This window comes from Bradyrhizobium sp. USDA 376 (genome assembly GCF_054063675.1).
This window is the reverse complement of sequence record NZ_JBSSGN010000001.1, coordinates 7,137,011-7,155,356: the sequence shown is the minus strand read 5'-3', so window position 1 is coordinate 7,155,356 and position 18,346 is coordinate 7,137,011. Positions and strand designations below refer to the sequence as shown.

Sequence of the window (18,346 nt, the reverse complement as noted above, 5' to 3'; positions counted from 1 at the left end):
CCGTAGCGGGCTGCTCACGATCGTCTGAATTCAGTGCTCACGATCGCGCGAAATCGATGCTCACGATCCGTGAAATCCGCATGCTGCAGGCGGATTGGGATAGGACGTTCGCCGAGACGAGCTTCGGCTTTCGGCCGGGGCGCTCGGCACATCGGGCGGTGGAACGGGCGCAGGCGTACATTGCGGCCGGCCACAGCATCGTGGTGGACATCGACCTGGAGAAGTTCTTTGACCGGGTCAACCACGACATCCTGATGGGACTGGTTGCCAAGCGGGTTGCTGACAAGCGCATCCTGAAGCTCATCCGCGCCTTCCTGAATGCGGGTGTGTTGGAAGGAGGGCTGGTCAGTCCGACGGAAGAGGGCACGCCGCAGGGCGGTCCGCTCTCGCCGCTGTTGTCGAACCTGATGCTGGATGTGCTGGACAAGGAACTGGAGAAGCGCGGCCACCGCTTCGTGCGTTACGCCGACGACTGCAACATCTACGTGCGCAGTCAGCGGGCGGGCGAACGGGTGCTGGCTGGCGTCGAGAGGTTCCTCGAAAAGCGCCTCAAGCTCAAGATCAACAAAGCGAAGAGCGCGGTTGCCAAACCGAGTGTTCGCAAGTTCCTGGGCTTCAGCTTCACCGGCGGGCAAGAACCGCGGCGGCGCATCGCGCCGCAGGCACTCGCCCGCTTCAAGGCGAAGGTTCGGGAGCTCACGCGACGCACGCGTGGTCGATGCCTCGTGCAGATCGCCAAAGAACTGTCGACCTACCTGATTGGGTGGCACGGCTACTTCGGCTTCTGTCAAACCCCGTCGGTGTTGCGCGTGCTTGACCAGTGGATCAGGCGACGGTTGCGCGCCGTTGCCTGGAAGCAATGGAAGTATGGACCCGCTCGCTTTGCCGAGTTGCGACGCCGCGGCGTCGGCCGGGATCTGGCGGCGCAAACCGCCGGCAGCCCACGTGGCCCTTGGCGGCTCGCGAACAGCCCCGCGCTCACCATTGCTCTGCCAAACGGCTTCTTTGCCTCACTCGGCTTGGCTTCCGTCGCGGCACGGCGACCCGCATAATCCGCTGAACCGCCGGATACGGACCCGTATGTCCGGTGGTGTGGGAGGGGCGGAGCCGCGAGGCTTCCCCCTATCCCGATTTGGGTTGCGAGCGATCCTTACGTTCCTGCCTCAGGCGCTGCAGGCCTTCATGGCAAATCGGCGCGTCGGGAGCCTCGCGAGGCCGTAGCGTGCCACGGCCGATAGAGGCGGGCTTGATGCAGCGCAAGGGCGTTCGCTACACCGCCGGCGGATTGCGGTCGGTGAAAGTCGTGCGCTGGTGCCAGTAGGGATAGGGCAGCGTCACCTTGCTGGCGGCGTCGAGCTTTGCGATCTGGTCCTTGGTCAAGGACCAGCCGACCGCGCCGAGATTTTCGCGCAGCTGTGCCTCGTTGCGCGCGCCGATGATCAGCGTCGAGACGGTGGGGCGCTGGAGCAGCCAGTTCAGCGCGATCTGCGAGACGCTCTTGCCGGTCTCCTTCGCGACCTCGTCGATCGCGTCGACCACACGGTAGACGTGCTCGTCCGGCACGGGCGGGCCGAAGTCGGCGGTCTTGGGCAGGCGGCTGACTTCCGGCTTTGGCTGGCCGCGCCGGATCTTGCCGGTGAGGCGCCCCCAGCCGAGCGGCGACCACACCACCGCGCCGAGTCCCTGGTCGAGGCCGAGCGGCATCAGCTCCCATTCGTAGTCACGCCCGATCAGTGAATAGTAGGTCTGGTTGGCGACGTAGCGCGGGAAGCCGTGCTTGTCGGCAACACCGAGCGACTTCATCAGATGCCAGCCCGAAAAATTCGAGACGCCGACATAACGGATCTTGCCGGCGCGCACGAGCACGTCGTGCGTTGAAAGCACCTCTTCAGGCGGGGTGAAGGCATCGAAGCCATGGAGCTGGAACAGATCGATGTAATCGGTGCCGAGCCGGCTCAGCGAACCGTCGATGGCCGCGAGCAGGTGCTGCCGTGACGAGCCGATGTCGTTGGGACCGTCGCCGAAGCGGAAGGTTGCCTTGGTCGAGATCAGAACCTTGTCGCGGCGGCCCTTGATGGCTTCACCCAGAACGCGTTCGGACTCGCCGAGCGAATAGACATTTGCGGTGTCGAACATCGACACGCCGGCCTCGAGGCAGATATCGAGAAGGCGGCGCGCTTCGGTCGCGTCCGTCGTGCCCCAGGCGGCGAGGCGACCGACGCCGCCGAACGTGCCGGTCCCAAGGCTCAAAGCGGGCACCATGAGGCCGGACCGGCCCAAGCGTCGGTATTCCATCGATAGGCTCCTCGGCTGGCCGCTGATTGATCGGTGCGGCCTTGGTGCCGGATGTTAGTGCAAGCACGCGCGTTGTCCTACGACGCGCTCACATACCGGCCTTGCTTCGGAGCGGGCTAGTCGTGCCGGAGCATGTCATCGAATGCAGCATCGGCAACGCGCGGGTCGACCGGACTTGCCGCAACCTGAGCCTCGCTCCTTGCTGGAGGAAAGCAGGCGGCTTCGTTGTCACGCGCCTGCCGCGGCAGCAATGTCAGGCCCCAGCCTGCCACGACCAGCACCGCGAGCCGGATCGCGATCACGCTCAGCAGCAGCTCCGATCCGCTTATCGTGGACTGAGTCCTCATGCGTGCAGCCTGCTGCAGGCCTGCTGGCAAGACAATCTGGAATTGGCGAGCCTTGCCTTCGTCGTAGACGAAGGCTCGTGGAGATGGCTGCTCAGTGCCGCTGGCTCTGCCTGAACTCGCGCGGCGACATCCCGAAGTGCTCGCGGAAGACGCGGCCGAAATGCGAGAGGTCGTTAAAACCCCAGGCGAACGCGACCTCGCTGATGTGGCGGTGAGCGAGCACGGGTGAAACAAGGTCGCGCCGGCATCGGGCGAGGCGCTCCGCAAGCACGTAGCGCTGGAACGAGGTGTCCTCGTCGGCGAGAAGATCGTTCACGTAGCGCGGCGAGATGCCGAGCGCAGCTGCAGTCTCCGCCAACGACAGATCGGGATCGGCGAGGTGCGCGCGGATGTGCGCCTTGAGCCGGTAGAGCAGGGCGGAGCGATGGGTCGAGGACGGCAGCGAGGTCTTGCCGAGCCGTTCGCTCAGCGCCATCGCCAGGAGATCGACGGCCTGTTCCGACAGGGCGGCGGCGTTGCCCGGTGCGAGCCGGTCCGCGCTCTGGCAGAGCCTGAAGATGAAGTCGTAGGCGAGCCGCTCGAGCGGTGCGTCTGCGCCGAACGAGATCGCGGTGAGCGTCTCGGTGCCGCCGAGCCTTCGCTGCAGCATCTCGCGCGGCACCTTGAAGATGGTCTGCGTGAAACTGTCGTTGAATTTCAGCTCATAGGGCCGCGTGGTGTCGTAGAGCGCGAACTCGCCGGGATGGATCACGGTCTCGCGCCCGTCCTGCACCACGCCGCCGTCGCCGCGATTGCCGAGCGCGACCAGCACAAAATCCTGGTCCGAGCGCGCGATGCGCGAGGGCGTGCGGAACACGTGCTGGCGGTCGGAGCAGACGTCGGAGCATACGGCCTTGCCGAGCGGGGCTTGCGTCACCGAGCCGTGGAAGGCGCTGCCGAGGTCGGACTTGCAGTCGAGCCCGACGAAGACGTCGCAGACGATGTCCTGCCAGAGAGCGAGCCGCCGGTAGCCGGGGCTGCCGTCCGTCGTGAACTGGATTGGCATTTGGACAGCCTCCCTTTCACATCTCGCAAAATCGCAAATTGGTGCGGATCCAGCCCGACCGGAGGCAAATCCCGTACCGGCGGCGATCCCGTCCGGTCGAGTTTTTGTGCCGCCATGGTCGAGCGCCGGGCGCCCGGATTGGCCAAATAGACTGCATCGGACGAGGTCTGCGATCAACCGGCAATGGAGGCAGCCATGGGCATCGAACATCCCAGATACAAGGTGGCGGTGGTGCAGGCGGCGCCTGCCTGGCTCGATCTCGATGCCTCGATCGACAAATCGATCGCGCTGATCAAAGAGGCGGCCGAGAAAGGGGCAAAACTGATCGCCTTCCCGGAGGCCTTCATTCCCGGCTACCCCTGGCACATCTGGATGGACTCGCCGGCCTGGGCGATCGGCCGCGGCTTCGTGCAGCGCTATTTCGACAATTCGCTGTCCTACGACAGCCCGCAGGCCGAGCGGCTGCGCGATGCCGTGCGCAAGGCGAAGCTGACGGCGGTGATCGGGCTGTCAGAGCGAGACGGCGGCAGCCTTTATCTGGCGCAATGGCTGATCGGCCCCGATGGCGAGACGATCGCCAAGCGCCGCAAGCTGCGCCCGACCCATGCCGAGCGCACCGTCTATGGCGAGGGCGACGGCAGCGACCTCGCCGTGCACGCAAGGCCCGACATCGGCCGTCTCGGCGCGCTGTGCTGCTGGGAGCATCTCCAGCCGTTGTCGAAATACGCGATGTACGCCCAGAACGAGCAGGTGCATGTCGCGGCCTGGCCGAGCTTTTCGCTCTACGATCCCTTTGCGCCGGCGCTCGGCGCGGAGGTCAACAACGCCGCCTCGCGCGTCTATGCGGTGGAGGGCTCCTGCTTCGTGCTCGCACCTTGCGCGACGGTGTCGCAGGCGATGATCGACGAGCTCTGCGACCGGCCGGACAAGCACGCGCTGCTGCATGCGGGCGGCGGCTTTGCCGCGATCTACGGTCCCGACGGCAGCCAGATCGGCGACAAGCTCGCGCCGGACCAGGAGGGGCTGCTAATTGCCGAGATCGACCTCGGCGCCATCGGCGTGGCCAAGAACGCCGCTGATCCCGCCGGGCATTATTCGCGACCCGACGTGACGCGGCTGCTGCTGAACAAGAAGCGATACCAGCGCGTCGAGCAGTTCGCGCTGCCGGTCGATACCGTCGAGCCCACGGACGTTGCCGCAGCGGCGAACTGATCGCTTCCGCGCGGAGACGGGCTTACGTTACGCGACGCAGTGGCCGAGCAGCTCCGGATGTGCGGCGCAGATGTGATGCGCACCGGCGTCCCGCAGCTCGGCCTCGCTGCCATAGCCGTACAGCACGCCGATCGCGGTCATGCCGTTGGTGCGGGCGCCGACAACGTCATGGCTGCGGTCGCCGATCATGATCGCGCTGGCCGCATCGACCTTGGCCTCGTCGAGCGCGTAGCGCAGCAGGTCGCGCTTGTCGACGCGGGTACCGTCGAGCTCGGAGCCGAACACGCGCTCGAAATAGGGTTTTAGGCCGAAATGATCGACGATGCGGGTGGCGTAGACCGCGGGCTTGCTGGTGGCCACGAACATGCGCGGCGTCGTCGCGGCCAGCGTGGTCAGCGTGTCTGCGATGCCGGCATAGGCCTCGTTCTCGAACAGGCCGATATCGGAAAAGCGTTCGCGATAGAGCAGCAGCGCCCGGTCGGCGAGCTCGTCGCTTCCGGTCAGCTTTTTCAGGCTGGCCAGCAGCGGCGGCCCGATGCACCAGGTCAGTTCGTCCTCGCTCGGCACCGCCAGGTTCAGCCGCTCCAGCGCGTACTGGATCGAGCGGGTGATCCCCGGCTTCGGGTTGGTCAGCGTGCCGTCGAGATCAAAATAGATCGTTTGCATCCGGGCTCGGCCCCTGAGTTGAGACGGGTCCGTTGCTAGCCGGATCAGGCTTCAAGTCAAGGCCCGGGTCGTCATTGCTGCTTCGCCCATGCGACGATCGCTGCGGCGTCCGGGCCGGCCTGAGTTTCCCAGGCGGCGATCGCGCTGGTCGCGGCGTTGCGGAGCGCTCCGACGAGAGATTGCGGCGCGGGCTCGGCGATGGTGACGCCGTTGTCGCGCATGCGTGCGTAATTCTCGGCGGTGCGATGGGCGAGCAGCGCGAACTGGCTCTGCTCGGTCTCGGCTGCCGCTGCCATCACCTCGCGCTGCATCGGTTCGGACAGCTCCGCAAAGGCCTCGCTGCGGACGAAGGCGATCGAGATCGGCATTGCATAATTGATGGCCGTGAAATGCGGCAGGAAGTCCCACAGTTTGCGCCCCGCACCGCCATCGCCAGAGGTGAGGAACGCGTTCAGCTGCTGCTCCTTCAGGCCGGCGAGCGCCTTGTCCATCGGCAGGAACTGCGCATTGGCTCCGGCGGCGCGCATCACCGCGCTGGAATTGGCGTCGTAGGCGCGCAAGTTCAGTTTCGGCAGATCGTCGGCGCCTGCGAGCGCATGATCCGACCAGAGGCCCGTCGCCGGCCAGATCGTCAGATAGAGCAGCTTCAGACCGCGCGCGGCGAAGGCCTTCTCGTAGAGCGGGCGAGCGCGCGCATTGGTGGCGCGCGCGACGTCGACCGATTGCACCAGGAAGGGCAGGGTGGAGAGGCCGAGCACCGGGTCGAGACCGGACAGCGCGCCGGCAAAGGCATCGCCGCCGGCGATGCGGCCATCCAGCGCCGCACGCGGCATCTCGCCCGAATTGATCTTGAGCTCGTTGTCGAAGGCATTGGCCACGGTCACGAAACCGTTTGTGCGCGCCGCGACGCGATCGGCGAAAGTGGTGAGGCCGATGCCGGAAATGTTGTTTTGCGGGTATTCCGTGGTCATCCGCCAGCTGACCTGCGCCAGAGCCGGAGCGGCGGACAGGATGAGGGCAGCGAAGGCCAGGATTGCGCGGATCCGTCTGGCGGGGGAACGCATTGGGAGAAGCAGGTCAGGCAGCATATATTGGCAACTCGTCGAACCATGGCACGATGCCACAACATGGCGGATCACCTTGTCGCATGCCGCGCCGACGCGCGCCACAGCGATGCTTGGGCAGTGTTGACGCGAATTGCAGCACTCCTCGTTGGCGCACTGCTCGTCTCGACGTCGCAGGCTGCGGCGTGGGACAGCTCGCCCGCAAAAACCAACGTCGCCGTCCCGAGCGTCGAGGAGCTCGCGATGCCGCCGCCAAAGCCGGCAGCCGCACGCGAGAGCGACACGCGGGAATCGATCTGCCTGATCGTCGAAGCCGCCGCGCGCGATGCCAATCTGCCGCTGGAATTCTTCGCCCGCGTGATCTGGCAGGAAAGCCGCTTCCAGGCCGATGCGGTGGGGCCCATGACGCGCAGCGGCGAGCACGCGCAGGGCATCGCGCAGTTCATGCCGGGCACCGCGAGCGAGCGCGGGCTGCTCAATCCCTTCAATCCGGTGCAGGCACTGCCGAAGTCGGCCGAATTCCTGAACGAGCTGCGCAACCAGTTCGGCAATCTCGGCCTTGCCGCGGCCGCCTACAACGCCGGACCGCGCCGCGTGCAGGAATGGCTCGCCGGCACCGGTCCGATGCCGGAGCAGACCCGCAACTACGTCTACGCCATCACGGGCACGAGCGTTGACGCGTGGGCCAAGGCGGGCAGCACCGGCAAGGGCCCGCCGAGTTCGCCGCCGACGAGCTGTCGCGATCTCATGGCGCTGTTGAAGCGCGCGCCAAATCCGTTCGTCGCCGAGCTCGAGCAGCATGTCGAGCTTGCGGCAGCAAAGATCTGGGGCGTGCAGCTCGCCGCCGGATTCGACCGCAACAGGGCGCTGGCGATGTATTCCCGTGCGGTCACGCACCTGAGCGCGGTGATCGGCGAACGCGATCCGAGCCTGCTGAGCTCGGTGATGCGTAGCCGCGGCACGCGTGCCTTCTACCAGGTGCGCATCGGGGCCGATACGCGGAGCGAGGCGGATGATCTGTGCAACCGCATCCGCAAGGCGGGCGGTGCCTGCTTCGTGCTGAGGAATCGGGGTGTGGCGGGGTAGGGCGTCTCTCCGTGCGCATGCCAGCCCCGCCGCGCGCTTCCTTGACGCGAGGCGCCGCATTGCCCGTTATGCAGCCACGATTCCGTAACCCCGGCCAACACTCCCGTGGCGCTTCCTCCGCTCGATTCACCTCAATGGCAAAGTCCGTGGCGCGCCTTTGCGTGGGGGCTGCGCTCGATCACGCAGACGATCCTCACCATCGTGCTGTTCGTGACCTATCTCGGCATCGGCGCGCTCGCCCACGACACCCATTTCAGCCTGCTCTGGGCGCTCTGCTCGACGCTGTTCGTCTGGGCAGGTCCGGCGCAGATCATCCTGATCACCACACTCGGCTCGGGCGCCACCATCATCCAGTCGGCGATCGCCGTGACCGTCAGCGCCATCCGCCTGTTTCCGATGGTCGTCTCGGTGCTGCCGCTGATGCGCACGCTGACGACGAAACGGCGCGAGCTGGTCTTCGCCGCGCATCTCACGGCCGTGACGCTGTGGGTCGAATGCCACCGCTTCCTGCCGCAGGTGCCGCGCGAGCGGCGCATCGCCTTCGTGCACGGGCTCGGCTGCGGCCTGGTCTCGGTGTGCCTCACCGCCAATACGGTCGGGTATTTCCTCGCCGCCAACCTGACGCAGACGCTTGGCGCGGCGATCCTGCTGCTGACGCCGCTCTCATTCCTGTTCTCGACCGCGCGCAACAGCCGCGAGGTCGCCGACGTCGTCGCGCTGACGCTCGGGATATTGCTCTATCCGCTGGCGGCGAAGATGAACTCGGGTCTCGACATCCTCGTCAGCGGCGTGGTGGCGGGCACGATCGCCTATGGTGTGCATTGGTGGCGGGAGGTGCGCGCATGAGCTTTGCGCAAGCAATCGGCGATTGGCACGCACTGGCCGTCCTGTTCGTTGCCGGCGTTGTTCCCAACCAGATCTGGCGCATGCTGGGCCTGTGGTTCGGCGGCGGCATCGACGAGGGCTCGGAGCTGCTGGTCTGGGTGAGGGCGGTCGCCACCGCGATCCTCGCCGGCGTCATCGCCCAGATCGTTGTCGAGCCGCCCGGGGCGCTGGCGAGCGTGCCCGATGTCTTGCGCTATGGTGCGGTGGGCGCCGGCCTGATCGTTTTCCTGCTGACCCGCCGCTCGATCTTTGCCGGCGTAGTGACCGGCGAAGTCTTCATGCTGGCCGGCAAGTGGTGGTTGGGCTAAAACCACTTCCGACAAGCTAGGGAACAGGAATTATGGTTCGCGAAAACGAGCTCCGTGAGGGCGAGGTCTCCATCGAGTTGCCATCGACCGTGGATGCCGGCCTCGTCTTCATCGGCCGCATCCGCACGCCTTGGACCTCGCGGCTGGAGACGCCGCGGCAGGGGCGTCAGGACGGTCCGATCTGTCGCCTCGAGATCTTCGAGCCGTTCGTGCCGGCCATCAAGGGCGTCGATTTCTACAGCAATCTCGAAGTGCTCTACTGGCTCGACCAGTCGCGCCGCGACATCATCCTGCAGAGCCCGAAGAACAACGAGAAAACCCGCGGCACGTTTTCGCTGCGCTCGCCGGTGCGGCCCAATCCGATCGGCACCTCAATCGTCAAGCTGGTCGGGATCGAGGGCAATGCCATCCTCGTTCGCGGCCTCGACTGCATCGACAACACGCCGCTGATCGACATCAAGCCCGACCGCTGCGAGTTCACGCCGCTGGCCGCGCCGCAAGCAGGGGATTTCCAGACGGAGTAATTTCCTCCGTCATTCCGGGGCGGCGCGAAGCGTCGAGCCCGGAATCCATCGGGCCGCGGAGATCGTTGTGAAATGGATTCCGGGCTCGCGCCAAGAGGCGCGCCCCGGAATGACGATGTGGAGAAAGTCAGCCCGCCTTCAACGCCGCGATCAGCTTGGTCGCGTTCTCTTCCAGCACCTTGACGTCTTCCTTGCGGCTGGCGGGCGGCAGCATCGCCACGCCGTCGTGGCGCGGCAGCACATGCATGTGCAAGTGAAACACCACCTGTCCGCCGGCGGGCTCGTTGAACTGCTGCACGGTGATGCCGTCGGCCTTGAACGCCTTCATCGCGGCCGCTGCGATCTTGTGCGCGCCGCGCGCGACGTGGGCGTAGTCGTCGGGTTTGATGTCGAGGATGTTGCGGGCAGGGGCCTTCGGGATCACCAGCGTGTGGCCGGGCACGCGCGGCATGATGTCGAGGAAAGCGAAGACGTGCTCGTCCTCATAGACCTTGTGGCAGGGAAACTCGCCGCGCAGGATCTTTGCGAAGATGTTGTTGCTGTCGTAGGCGGTCATGGCGGCGGCTCCCAAGAACATTTGCGCTTAGAAATTTGCGCTTACTGTCACCAGCCACGGCAAGGCGTCAAGGCGCCTCGTCGATGCCTTTGCGGAACGGGCCGAGCTCGGCAAGCTCGCGCCCGGCCTCGGCGACATAGGCGCGCTCGCGCTTGAGGTAGTCATCGATGGCGCGGCGCAGGCCGGGATCGGCGATGAAGTGGGCGGAATGGGTCGTGCGCGGCAGGTAGCCGCGCGCGATCTTGTGCTCGCCCTGCGCACCGGCCTCGACATGGGTGAGGCCATGTTTGATCGCGAAATCGATCGCCTGATAGTAGCAGATCTCGAAATGCAGGAAGGGATGATGCTCGACCGCGCCCCAGTTGCGGCCGAACAGCGTGTCGGAGCCGATGAAGTTGATCGCGCCCGCAATCCAGCGGCCGCTGCGGCGGGCCATCACCAGCAGCACGTCCTGGCTCATGGTCTCGCCGATCAGCGAGAAGAACTCGCGCGTCAGATACGGCCGGCCCCATTTGCGCGAACCGGTCTCCATGTAGAATTCGAAGAAGGCGTCCCAGGCATCCTCGGTGATGTCTTTTCCGGTGAGCCAATGGATCGTGATCCCGGCCGCCAGCGCGTCGCGCCGCTCGCGCTTGATCGACTTGCGGTGGCGCGAGTTCATCGTTGCCAGGAAGTCGTCGAAACTCGCAAAACCCTGGTTGTGCCAGTGGAACTGCTGGTCGGTGCGCTGGAGGAAGCCGTGCCTGGCGAGCAGCTTCCATTCGTCTTCGCGGGCGAAGGTGACGTGCACGGACGAGGCCTTGCTGACGCCGCAGAGCGCCACCAGCCCGCTCGCCAGCGCCTCCCTGATCTGCTCGCGGTCGACGCCGTCGCGGACAAGCAACCGCGGTCCCGTCGCCGGGGTGAAGGGAACCGAGACCTGAAGCTTCGGGTAGTAGCGTCCGCCGGCGCGCTCATAGGCATCCGCCCAACCGCGGTCGAAGACGTATTCGCCCTGAGAGTGCGATTTCAGATAGCAGGGCACGACGCCGGCGACGCGGCCGTCGAGCTTGGCCACGAGGTGCCGGGGCGCCCAGCCGGTGCGGATCGTTGCCGAACCCGATTTCTCGGCAGCCGAGAGAAAGGCGTGTGAGACGAATGGGTTATAGGCAGGTTTTGAGAGGCCGAGAGAATCGCCTGGGTGGGCGGATGAGGTTCCCGCGCCATGCCCATTGCAAGCCTTTTCGTTAAGAGCCTTTTCGTTAAGAGCCTTGCTGGGATTGGCGCAGGCGTCCCAATCCTCGGGCGAGACTTCGCCAACGGACGGTACGGCCTCGAGCGTAATGTTGGATGATGCCATTGCGCCCAAGATCGTGCATTGCAGCAGCGACTTCAAGGGGGCGGGAACATGATGCCGGGTCGGCAGCGCCTGCGATTGCGCGCAACTCCATCCGCGAGTCGTCCTGGCGAAAGCCAGGACCCATTACCCCAAGGAGGAGTTGTAGTGCCGAACTGCCGACTACCCGTCTTCGCCAAACTGGCGCCGGTGATAATGGGTCCTGGCTTTCGCCCATGGGCGCTAAAATAGTTGCATAGCTTGATAGCGACGTTTTCGTCTTGGTGGTTCGTGTAGATGCCGTCCGAGCGTGGAGCGAAGTCTGCGCAGGCAAGCAATCGCGGGTTGGGGCATGATTGCTTGTCGGAGCGAGGCGACGAGTTGGCGGAGCAGACGCCAGGCTCCTGGACGGGTCAGGCGGCCTCGGCCAAGCGGGGAGAGTCCTCGAGTTCGTCGACGAGTGGCTCGAGCAGGAGAATGATCAGCAGATGAGCGAGGATGTGGGGCCTGGCGGACCGCTCGTCAGTTCCGGGAGGGCCCTTCAGGCCAATCAAACTCTTGAGCCGCTTGAAGCCGAGTTCAATGCGCCATCGCAGCCGATAGAGGGCAAGGACATCGCTCGTTGAGAAGTCCTCCGGTGCGAGCGAGGTCACCAGGATCACCCAATCTGCGGCGTCAAGTGTTTGCCTGGAGAGCTGGTGGCCTCCCTTTTGTGCCGTTCGGCGCGCCTTGCGTCGTGCGACCGCGGCCGCTTGCGCCGGCTTCCTGACGGCAACCAGGCGCAGAGCGAGCAGCGGTGCGCCAGACTTGCGTTTTATCCAGATCGGTCGATCGATCAGGCCACATGCCGAAGCCTTGCGCAGTTCGGCCGTCAGATCGACCAGACCACCTTTGGCATCAACCCAACGCGCGCTCTTCCAGCCGGACCGGATCACGAAGTCCGCGCCGGCATCGACGAGACGTGCCATGCGCTCCGGTTGCAGATAAGCGCGGTCGCCAAGACGGATTTCGCCGGCAATCACCGGTATCCGGTCCAGCGTCTCGCCCGCTCGCTGATCGGTCAGCTCGAAGTGACCAAAGCGCTCCTGCGGAAGATCGAACGCGCTGTGTATGCGCCACACCGCGTTCTTGTTCCTGCCGCTCGTCCCAGCCTTCGGGACCGTCGTGGCGTCAACAATGCGGATCAGGCGGCCGTAGCTCGCCTTCGGCGCACCGCTCGCCAGTGCTTGGCCTATCAACTTCGCCAGCCAATCTCCGCACTGACGCAACCGATACAACAGAGCCACGTTGGAGATATCGACAAGGCCCACCGACGTGGCCCATGCCGCCGTCAACCGCAGACCTCGCTCGCCAAGGCAATACGCCAGGATCAAGCGCAGCAAATCCACCGCATTGCTGATCTCCCGCGGGCGGACAAACGCCTTCGTCTCGCGCGCGCTAACGTTGAGCGCTTCGGCGCCGCCAAGCCGGGCGACTACGCGCGCCCAGTCCTCGTTCACAAGCGATTCGTGTGCCATCCCAATTTGGAATCACAAGCGAATCCAACGCGCAAATCCTATTTTAGCGCCCATGGGCTTTCGCCAGGACGACGCCGGAGGCTAAGGCACGAACCCCTCGAAGATCATCTGGTCCGCATATTGCCCGACCCGCGTCCGCTGCTCCGGCGTGCGCACGGTCCAGCCGAGCAGGGCGCAGCCAAAGACGTTGCGGGCGAGCCAGGGGGCAGGGGCCGGGAGGTGGTCGACCTTGAAGGCGACGAAATGCGGCCGGGTCTGCAAGCCGTGGCGCAGGTACAGCATGCTGTCGCGCTGCGCCGGGGTTAGCTTGGCCCAATACTCGTCCTCGTAGGTTCGCTGCGCGACGATGCCGCGCGGGCGGGAGGGCAAGAGCTCGCGCAGCGCCAGCACCTGGTCGGGGTCGAAGGACATGCCGACGGCGGGGCCGTCATAGGATGCAAGCACCTCGGCCATCCGCTTCACCAGCTTGCGATCGCCGCCGAAATGGCTCTTCACCTCGATCACCAGGGGCACGCGGCCGGCGACCATGGCGCAGAGGTCGGAGAGCGACATCATCCGCTCGTCGGTGTCCTTGAACCTGACGGCTTTCAGCTCCGCCGCGGTCTTCCCGATCACTTCGCCGGTGGCCTCGGTGAGGCGGCCGAGCGCATGGTCGTGATGAACCATGGCCTCGCCGTCGGCGGAGAGCTGGATATCGACCTCGATCGAGAAATTGCCAGCGATCGCAGCCTGCACCGCCGCCGGCATGTTCTCGACGATGCCGCGGGAAATGTCGTGCAGGCCGCGATGGGCGACCGGCCGGGCTGTCAGCCAATCCGGAGCGCGCATGCGCGTCAGGCGACCTCGAACACGCCTTCGACCTCGACCGCCGCGTCCGCGGGCAGCGAGGCGACACCGACGGTGGTGCGGGCATGGCGGCCCTTGTCACCGAAGGCGGCGACCATCAGGTCGGAGGCGCCGTTGAGCACCTTCGGCCCGTCCAGGAAGTCCGGGGCCGAGTTGATGAAGCCGCCGAGGCGCACCACGCGCACGACCTTGTCGAGATCGCCGAGCGCCGCCTTGACCTGGGCCAGCAGGTTGACCGCGCAGCCGCGCGCGGCCGCCGCGCCGTCCTCGATCGAGACGCCGGCGCCCAGCTTGCCCTTGGCGATCAGCTTGCCGGCGGGGTCGAAGCAGACCTGGCCGGAGACGAACAGCAGATTGCCGGTCCGGACGAACGGCACGTAATTGGCGACGGGGGTGGGGGCCTCGTGCAGCTTGATGCCCTGTTCCGCCAGTTTCTGCTCGACCGTGCCCGCCATGTCCGACCTCGTTGTCCAAAAATCATTCACTCCCGGCACGTCCGCAGGGGCCGGGCGCGCCCTGTTTCGCCCATCGTGCCGCCACATGCAAGCAACCGAAGGGGACTGCATTTTGTTGAGGCAAGGCAGCGCGTTCAACGCGGGGGCCGCAACTTTACGTGAAACGGCCTCAGTTGCGACGCAATGGAACGGTCATTAAAATGTCGAATCTGCGCTTTCCTCAGGGAACAGACATGGTGCACCTTTTCCGGACTTCGCTCGGTGTGATGGCGCTTGCGGCGGCCGCTTTCGGCCCAGGCCCTGGAGGCGAGGCGCTTGCCGCCAACGGTCCGTTCCTGGCGCACCAGGCGCTCTATGATCTGCGTCTCGTCAAATCGCGCTCCAATTCGGTCAACAGTGCGCGCGGCCGCATCCTCTACAATTTCACCGGCAGCGCCTGCGAGGGCTACACCTCGGAATTCCGCCAGGTCTCGGAGCTCGACAGCGGCGAGGGCAAGGTCACGCTGAGCGACCTCCGCTCCAATTCCTGGGAGGACGCGGCCGGCAAGAGCTACCGCTTCAAGATCGAGACGCGGATGAACGAGGCCGATGCCGGCCGGGTCGACGGCTCGGCCGAGCGCGACGGCGACCATATCAACGTCAAGCTGAAGCTGCCGGCGCCGAAGAGTTTCACCCTCGACGGCAAGATCGTGTTCCCGACCGAGCAGATCCAGCGCATCATCGCCGCCGCCAAGGACGGCAAGTCGCTGCTCGAGCTCTCGGTCTATGACGGCTCCGACGATGGCCAGAAGGTCTACAACACGCTGACCGTGATCGGCCAGCCGATCGCCGCCGACCGTGCCTCCTCGTCCGATCCGTCGACGTCTGACGAGCACATGAAGTCGCTGAAGCGCTGGCCGGTCACCGTCAGCTATTTCGACCGCGAGGCCCAGCAGAAGGAAGGCGAGCAGACCCCGGTCTACGCGATGGCGTTCGAGCTCTACGAGAACGGCGTCTCGCGCCAGCTCGTGCTCGACTACAACGATTTCGTCATCTCCGGCGCGATGGGCAAGTTCGACGTCAAGGACAGCAAGCCCTGTAATTGAGGGATTGCTGCTGCGTGCAGCGCCACTTTTTCACCGTCATCCTGAGGTGCTGATCCTGCGGCTTGCCGCAGGATCAGCCTCGAAGGATGACGGAGCAATAGCGGTGCGCGTTGCATCTAGCTCTCGTCACACTCTCCAGCTACGCTCTCTCCCAACCACAAACTCCGGGAGCGCCTCCATGCCCAAGCTCGACCATCTCCGCCCCAGCGGCCTGCATCACAATCCCGCCTATTCCCACGTCGTCACCGCCACCGGCGCGCGGACGATCTACATTTCCGGCCAGGTCTCGACCGACGAGGAAGGGCGGATCGTGGGCGAGGGCGATATCGCCGCGCAGACCACGCAGGTGATGCAGAATCTTGGGCACGCGCTGAAGGCGGCCGGCGCCAGCTATTCCAACATCGTCAAGATCACGACCTTCGTGGTGAACTACAAGCCGGAGCTGCGTCCCATCATCGGCAAGGCCCGCTCCGCCTTCTTCGAGGGCATGGAGCCGCCGGCTTCGACGCTGGTCGGCGTCTCCGCGTTGGCTGCGCCGGAATGGCTGATCGAGATCGAGGCGGTGGCGGTTGCGGATTGAGATCTGATCTTGCAGCCCGGATGGAGCCAACGGGTCGGCGCGAAGCGCCGCCCGATGACAGGCTCCGCGTAATCCGGGAGGCCTTCCATTGAGGTTCATGGGTCCCGGATCGCGCTGCGCTAGATCCGGGTTACGTTGACTATCCGTGCTTCGCTTTGGACATCTCTTGCAGCAGTGCCATCGCTTCATCGGCCTGGTCGACAGGCACAAAGAGATGGTCGTGGTGAAAGGCCGACACGGCGTTCACGCTGATGCCGGCTTCAGCCAGACGCGCCGTGACGGCCGCCAGAAAGCCCACCGCATCGAGCGCGGAGTGAACCATCAAGGTGATCAGGCGAGAGAGAAATTCATGGCGCAGTCCGGCACGTTCGGCTTCCTCGTGCAGGATCACCAGCGTTGTTCCTTCGCGTTCGCGGAACGTCAGCACCGGGCTGATGGTAGCTGGAATGCTCGCGCCTGGCTCAAGCGTGCAAAACACGAAGATACCGTCCAGCATCTGCGGCTGCATGTTCCTCAGCAGCGCGTCGAGATTGCGTTCGCCTGTCACGTTGCTAGCCCCCGAACCGGTAAGATCCTTTGAGCCCCCCGCGAAGCTATTGGCGCCAGCGGCTGTTGAAGGCACAACCAACATACCTTTGTATATCTCCTCTAATCCTTCTCATACGCTGATCTTACGCTGGTACAATTGAGCGACGGCGGGAGATTCTTACAATTTGAGTCCACTCGGGTCACTGCGAGGAAGCTCAAATGAACGTCGTCATTCGAAAGCTCAACGGCTTGTGGCACCTCATCGTCGGGTCTTGTCAGATCCGAACTCCGTTCCTGGAAACTCAGGATCGACAGCTGGTGGTTCAATATGCCCGGCGCGCCTATCCGGGTGCACGGATTTTCGAACGCGACTGAGCCGGGCAGGCCTCGATCACTCCTGCGCCTTCTCCGGCCCGTCATAGGCAATGCCGCGGATCACGGCGGCGCTGCCGAACTTCTTGCGCAGGCTGTCCACGGCACGTTCGGCATGCGCAGCGCGGCGGTCGAGCATGTCGGTGTCGTCGCTCGCCGAGCCTTCGCGTAGCGCGCTGACGCCGGCGCCCATCAGGCGGAAGGCGGTGCCGTCGATTTCTTTCGCCAGCATTTCGCGGCAGATCGAAAAAATCTTCGCTGCAAGTTGCGTCGGCGCGGCGATCGATTGCGAGCGGGTGCGCTGGCGGAAATCGGCGGTCTTCAGTTTTAGCGTCACGGTCGAGCCGGCGAGCTCGCTGCTCTTCAGCCGTGACGACGACTTCTCGCAGAGCCGCCACAGGATCTTTTCCAGCGTCGCGAAGTCGCGGATGTCGGTTTCGAAGGTGGTCTCGCTGGAAATGGTCTTGGCGCCGCGATCGGCCTCGACGCGGCGGTCGTCGATGCCGCGGGCGAGCCGCCACAGCCGGCGGCCGTCGCTCGGAAACTGCCGCATCATCTCGATCTCGTCGGCCTTTTGCAGGTCGGCGATGATGCGGAAGCCGCGCTGCACGAGGCGCTCCTGGGTCGCGGGCCCAACGCCGAAAATGAACCCGACCGGTTTTTCCGCCAGCATCAACCGTGCTTCCTCCTGGTCGAGTGCGGCAAAGCCGCGGGGCTTGTCGAGATCGGAGGCGATCTTGGCCAGGAACTTGTTGCAGGACAGGCCGACCGAGACGGAGATGCCGACGTCGCGCTCGATGTCGCGGGCAAAGCGCGCCAGCACCTTGGCCGGGATCATGCCGTGCACGCGCTCGGTGCCGGAGAGATCGAGGAAGGCCTCGTCGATCGAGAGTGGTTCGACCAGCGGCGTCAGCGCCTGCATGGCCTGCCGCACCTCGCGGCCGACGCGGACGTATTTCGCCATGTCGGGGCGGATCACGGTGGCATGCGGGCAGGCTTCCAGCGCCTTGAACATCGGCATCGCCGAGCGAACGCCATAGGTGCGCGCAATATAGCAGGCGGCCGACACCACGCCGCGCTTTCCGCCGCCGATGATGACGGGCTTGTCGGCGATGTCAGGATTGTCGCGCTTCTCGACCGTCGCATAGAAGGCGTCGCAGTCGATATGGGCGATGGTCAGCGCGGCGAGCGCCCGGTGGCGGACGAGGCGAGGGGAACCGCAGGCCGAGCAGCGGCGGACGCCCATCTCCAGATCGGCCAGACAATCCCGGCAGAAGCAGCGGGGCCCGGCCGGGACGGGGGCGCTCACGGCACGTCGCGCTCCCAATTGGGGTCGCCGAGCGCATCGCCGAGGACCTGCCGCGCTGCGGCAATGTTGGTCGGATGCAGTTCGGCGGCGGTGGCGAAGGCCTTCACGGTGGCGTCATCGCGCAGCACGAAATCGAGCACGTTGAGCAGGAAATTCGGGTCCGCGGCGGCGTTCCGCAGGGTCTCCGGGCCGACACCTGTCTCGGCCAGAAACAGGCCCAGCCGCTCGGGCTCGCCCGCGACGAAGGACAGGGCCTGAATCGCAACGATTTCAGCGACTTCGCGAGGGTTGTGAACAGGCTTTTTCACGGGGCCGGTTTGCCTTTCCGTTAACTTTCGGTGTCTACTTTGC

The 18,346-nt window shown here is 65.3% G+C and carries 22 protein-coding genes; 9 read left to right on the top strand and 13 right to left on the bottom strand.

Annotation, left to right across the window (positions count from 1 at the left end):
• Nucleotides 1-56: 56 nt before the first annotated feature.
• Nucleotides 57-1,052, top strand: coding sequence for a group II intron reverse transcriptase/maturase (locus ACVJ19_RS33450; RefSeq protein ID WP_453953355.1), 996 nt, complete (start codon nucleotides 57-59; stop codon nucleotides 1,050-1,052).
• 217 nt (nucleotides 1,053-1,269) lie between these two features.
• Here the strand turns inward: ACVJ19_RS33450 and ACVJ19_RS33445 are convergent, their stop codons facing one another.
• The 3 genes from ACVJ19_RS33445 to ACVJ19_RS33435 form a co-directional block, all read right to left on the bottom strand.
• Nucleotides 1,270-2,295 carry an aldo/keto reductase gene (locus ACVJ19_RS33445; protein WP_453953354.1) on the bottom strand — a complete coding sequence of 342 codons (1,026 nt, stop codon included), beginning with the start codon at nucleotides 2,293-2,295 and terminating at the stop codon, nucleotides 1,270-1,272.
• Between the two features lie 116 nt (nucleotides 2,296-2,411).
• Nucleotides 2,412-2,642, bottom strand: coding sequence for a hypothetical protein (locus ACVJ19_RS33440; protein ID WP_453953353.1), 231 nt, complete (start codon nucleotides 2,640-2,642; stop codon nucleotides 2,412-2,414).
• A 91-nt stretch (nucleotides 2,643-2,733) separates the two neighbouring features.
• On the bottom strand, nucleotides 2,734-3,687 hold the full coding sequence (locus tag ACVJ19_RS33435; protein ID WP_453953352.1) for an AraC-like ligand-binding domain-containing protein: 954 nt from the start codon (nucleotides 3,685-3,687) through the stop codon (nucleotides 2,734-2,736).
• A gap of 195 nt (nucleotides 3,688-3,882) precedes the next feature.
• Between ACVJ19_RS33435 and ACVJ19_RS33430 the strand changes: the two genes are divergently transcribed.
• On the top strand, nucleotides 3,883-4,899 hold the full coding sequence (locus tag ACVJ19_RS33430; protein ID WP_453953351.1) for a carbon-nitrogen hydrolase family protein: 1,017 nt from the start codon (nucleotides 3,883-3,885) through the stop codon (nucleotides 4,897-4,899).
• A gap of 27 nt (nucleotides 4,900-4,926) precedes the next feature.
• Here the strand turns inward: ACVJ19_RS33430 and ACVJ19_RS33425 are convergent, their stop codons facing one another.
• Nucleotides 4,927-5,565: an HAD family hydrolase gene (locus tag ACVJ19_RS33425; protein WP_453953350.1), complete on the bottom strand. Its 639-nt coding sequence runs from the start codon at nucleotides 5,563-5,565 to the stop codon at nucleotides 4,927-4,929.
• A 71-nt stretch (nucleotides 5,566-5,636) separates the two neighbouring features.
• Complete coding sequence (locus ACVJ19_RS33420; RefSeq protein WP_453953349.1) at nucleotides 5,637-6,653, bottom strand: TRAP transporter substrate-binding protein; 1,017 nt, start codon at nucleotides 6,651-6,653, stop codon at nucleotides 5,637-5,639.
• A 39-nt stretch (nucleotides 6,654-6,692) separates the two neighbouring features.
• On the opposite strand from ACVJ19_RS33420, the gene ACVJ19_RS33415 reads away from it, so the two are divergent.
• The 4 genes from ACVJ19_RS33415 to tsaA all read left to right on the top strand — a co-directional run bounded on the left by ACVJ19_RS33415 (nucleotide 6,693) and on the right by tsaA (nucleotide 9,432).
• Nucleotides 6,693-7,715, top strand: a complete 1,023-nt coding sequence (locus tag ACVJ19_RS33415) for a lytic transglycosylase domain-containing protein (protein ID WP_453953348.1) — start codon at nucleotides 6,693-6,695, stop codon at nucleotides 7,713-7,715.
• A 105-nt stretch (nucleotides 7,716-7,820) separates the two neighbouring features.
• Nucleotides 7,821-8,561: an AzlC family ABC transporter permease gene (locus tag ACVJ19_RS33410; protein WP_453953347.1), complete on the top strand. Its 741-nt coding sequence runs from the start codon at nucleotides 7,821-7,823 to the stop codon at nucleotides 8,559-8,561.
• Nucleotides 8,558-8,908: an AzlD domain-containing protein gene (locus ACVJ19_RS33405; protein ID WP_260390026.1), complete on the top strand. Its 351-nt coding sequence runs from the start codon at nucleotides 8,558-8,560 to the stop codon at nucleotides 8,906-8,908. The genes ACVJ19_RS33410 and ACVJ19_RS33405 overlap by 4 nt, the downstream gene beginning before the upstream one ends.
• Nucleotides 8,909-8,940: 32 nt before the next feature.
• Complete coding sequence (gene tsaA / locus ACVJ19_RS33400) at nucleotides 8,941-9,432, top strand: tRNA (N6-threonylcarbamoyladenosine(37)-N6)-methyltransferase TrmO (RefSeq protein WP_453953346.1); 492 nt, start codon at nucleotides 8,941-8,943, stop codon at nucleotides 9,430-9,432.
• A 127-nt stretch (nucleotides 9,433-9,559) separates the two neighbouring features.
• Here tsaA and ACVJ19_RS33395 read toward each other — a convergent pair whose 3' ends face one another.
• The 5 genes from ACVJ19_RS33395 to ACVJ19_RS33375 form a co-directional block, all read right to left on the bottom strand.
• Complete coding sequence (locus ACVJ19_RS33395) at nucleotides 9,560-9,988, bottom strand: HIT domain-containing protein (RefSeq protein ID WP_453953345.1); 429 nt, start codon at nucleotides 9,986-9,988, stop codon at nucleotides 9,560-9,562.
• A gap of 67 nt (nucleotides 9,989-10,055) precedes the next feature.
• Complete coding sequence (locus ACVJ19_RS33390) at nucleotides 10,056-11,327, bottom strand: GNAT family N-acetyltransferase (protein WP_453953344.1); 1,272 nt, start codon at nucleotides 11,325-11,327, stop codon at nucleotides 10,056-10,058.
• A gap of 389 nt (nucleotides 11,328-11,716) precedes the next feature.
• Complete coding sequence (locus ACVJ19_RS33385) at nucleotides 11,717-12,820, bottom strand: transposase (RefSeq protein WP_453953343.1); 1,104 nt, start codon at nucleotides 12,818-12,820, stop codon at nucleotides 11,717-11,719.
• A gap of 81 nt (nucleotides 12,821-12,901) precedes the next feature.
• Nucleotides 12,902-13,648 carry a glycerophosphodiester phosphodiesterase gene (locus ACVJ19_RS33380; RefSeq protein ID WP_453953342.1) on the bottom strand — a complete coding sequence of 249 codons (747 nt, stop codon included), beginning with the start codon at nucleotides 13,646-13,648 and terminating at the stop codon, nucleotides 12,902-12,904.
• Between the two features lie 5 nt (nucleotides 13,649-13,653).
• Nucleotides 13,654-14,121 carry a RidA family protein gene (locus tag ACVJ19_RS33375; protein ID WP_014494672.1) on the bottom strand — a complete coding sequence of 156 codons (468 nt, stop codon included), beginning with the start codon at nucleotides 14,119-14,121 and terminating at the stop codon, nucleotides 13,654-13,656.
• Nucleotides 14,122-14,354: 233 nt separating this feature from the next.
• Here ACVJ19_RS33375 and ACVJ19_RS33370 point away from each other — a divergent pair, with 233 nt between their 5' ends.
• A complete protein-coding gene (locus tag ACVJ19_RS33370) occupies nucleotides 14,355-15,206 on the top strand; it encodes a cell envelope integrity EipB family protein (protein WP_453953341.1) in 852 nt (283 codons plus the stop codon).
• Between the two features lie 178 nt (nucleotides 15,207-15,384).
• On the top strand, nucleotides 15,385-15,786 hold the full coding sequence (locus tag ACVJ19_RS33365) for a RidA family protein (RefSeq protein WP_179738631.1): 402 nt from the start codon (nucleotides 15,385-15,387) through the stop codon (nucleotides 15,784-15,786).
• A gap of 139 nt (nucleotides 15,787-15,925) precedes the next feature.
• Here the strand turns inward: ACVJ19_RS33365 and ACVJ19_RS33360 are convergent, their stop codons facing one another.
• A complete protein-coding gene (locus ACVJ19_RS33360) occupies nucleotides 15,926-16,333 on the bottom strand; it encodes an ACT domain-containing protein (protein WP_453953340.1) in 408 nt (135 codons plus the stop codon).
• Nucleotides 16,334-16,533: 200 nt separating this feature from the next.
• Between ACVJ19_RS33360 and ACVJ19_RS33355 the strand changes: the two genes are divergently transcribed.
• Entirely contained in the window at nucleotides 16,534-16,689 is a 156-nt protein-coding gene (locus ACVJ19_RS33355) for a hypothetical protein (RefSeq protein WP_008548553.1), read from the top strand.
• Between the two features lie 16 nt (nucleotides 16,690-16,705).
• Here the strand turns inward: ACVJ19_RS33355 and ACVJ19_RS33350 are convergent, their stop codons facing one another.
• A complete protein-coding gene (locus tag ACVJ19_RS33350) occupies nucleotides 16,706-17,995 on the bottom strand; it encodes a DNA polymerase IV (protein WP_453953339.1) in 1,290 nt (429 codons plus the stop codon).
• Nucleotides 17,992-18,303, bottom strand: coding sequence for a DUF3572 domain-containing protein (locus ACVJ19_RS33345; RefSeq protein ID WP_453953338.1), 312 nt, complete (start codon nucleotides 18,301-18,303; stop codon nucleotides 17,992-17,994). The genes ACVJ19_RS33350 and ACVJ19_RS33345 overlap by 4 nt, the downstream gene beginning before the upstream one ends.
• Nucleotides 18,304-18,346: the final 43 nt, after the last annotated feature.

Excerpts from the sequence above, each read along its gene's own strand:
- ACVJ19_RS33450 (WP_453953355.1), top strand. The coding sequence starts at position 57 with ATGCTCACGATCCGTGAAATCCGCATGCTGCAGGCGGATTGGGATAGG.
- ACVJ19_RS33445 (WP_453953354.1), bottom strand. The coding sequence starts at position 2,295 with ATGGAATACCGACGCTTGGGCCGGTCCGGCCTCATGGTGCCCGCTTTG.
- ACVJ19_RS33440 (WP_453953353.1), bottom strand. The coding sequence starts at position 2,642 with ATGAGGACTCAGTCCACGATAAGCGGATCGGAGCTGCTGCTGAGCGTG.
- ACVJ19_RS33435 (WP_453953352.1), bottom strand. The coding sequence starts at position 3,687 with ATGCCAATCCAGTTCACGACGGACGGCAGCCCCGGCTACCGGCGGCTC.
- ACVJ19_RS33430 (WP_453953351.1), top strand. The coding sequence starts at position 3,883 with ATGGGCATCGAACATCCCAGATACAAGGTGGCGGTGGTGCAGGCGGCG.
- ACVJ19_RS33425 (WP_453953350.1), bottom strand. The coding sequence starts at position 5,565 with ATGCAAACGATCTATTTTGATCTCGACGGCACGCTGACCAACCCGAAG.
- ACVJ19_RS33420 (WP_453953349.1), bottom strand. The coding sequence starts at position 6,653 with ATGCTGCCTGACCTGCTTCTCCCAATGCGTTCCCCCGCCAGACGGATC.
- ACVJ19_RS33415 (WP_453953348.1), top strand. The coding sequence starts at position 6,693 with ATGGCGGATCACCTTGTCGCATGCCGCGCCGACGCGCGCCACAGCGAT.
- ACVJ19_RS33405 (WP_260390026.1), top strand. The coding sequence starts at position 8,558 with ATGAGCTTTGCGCAAGCAATCGGCGATTGGCACGCACTGGCCGTCCTG.
- tsaA (WP_453953346.1), top strand. The coding sequence starts at position 8,941 with ATGGTTCGCGAAAACGAGCTCCGTGAGGGCGAGGTCTCCATCGAGTTG.
- ACVJ19_RS33395 (WP_453953345.1), bottom strand. The coding sequence starts at position 9,988 with ATGACCGCCTACGACAGCAACAACATCTTCGCAAAGATCCTGCGCGGC.
- ACVJ19_RS33390 (WP_453953344.1), bottom strand. The coding sequence starts at position 11,327 with ATGGCATCATCCAACATTACGCTCGAGGCCGTACCGTCCGTTGGCGAA.
- ACVJ19_RS33385 (WP_453953343.1), bottom strand. The coding sequence starts at position 12,820 with ATGGCACACGAATCGCTTGTGAACGAGGACTGGGCGCGCGTAGTCGCC.
- ACVJ19_RS33380 (WP_453953342.1), bottom strand. The coding sequence starts at position 13,648 with ATGCGCGCTCCGGATTGGCTGACAGCCCGGCCGGTCGCCCATCGCGGC.
- ACVJ19_RS33375 (WP_014494672.1), bottom strand. The coding sequence starts at position 14,121 with ATGGCGGGCACGGTCGAGCAGAAACTGGCGGAACAGGGCATCAAGCTG.
- ACVJ19_RS33370 (WP_453953341.1), top strand. The coding sequence starts at position 14,355 with ATGGTGCACCTTTTCCGGACTTCGCTCGGTGTGATGGCGCTTGCGGCG.
- ACVJ19_RS33365 (WP_179738631.1), top strand. The coding sequence starts at position 15,385 with ATGCCCAAGCTCGACCATCTCCGCCCCAGCGGCCTGCATCACAATCCC.
- ACVJ19_RS33355 (WP_008548553.1), top strand. The coding sequence starts at position 16,534 with ATGAACGTCGTCATTCGAAAGCTCAACGGCTTGTGGCACCTCATCGTC.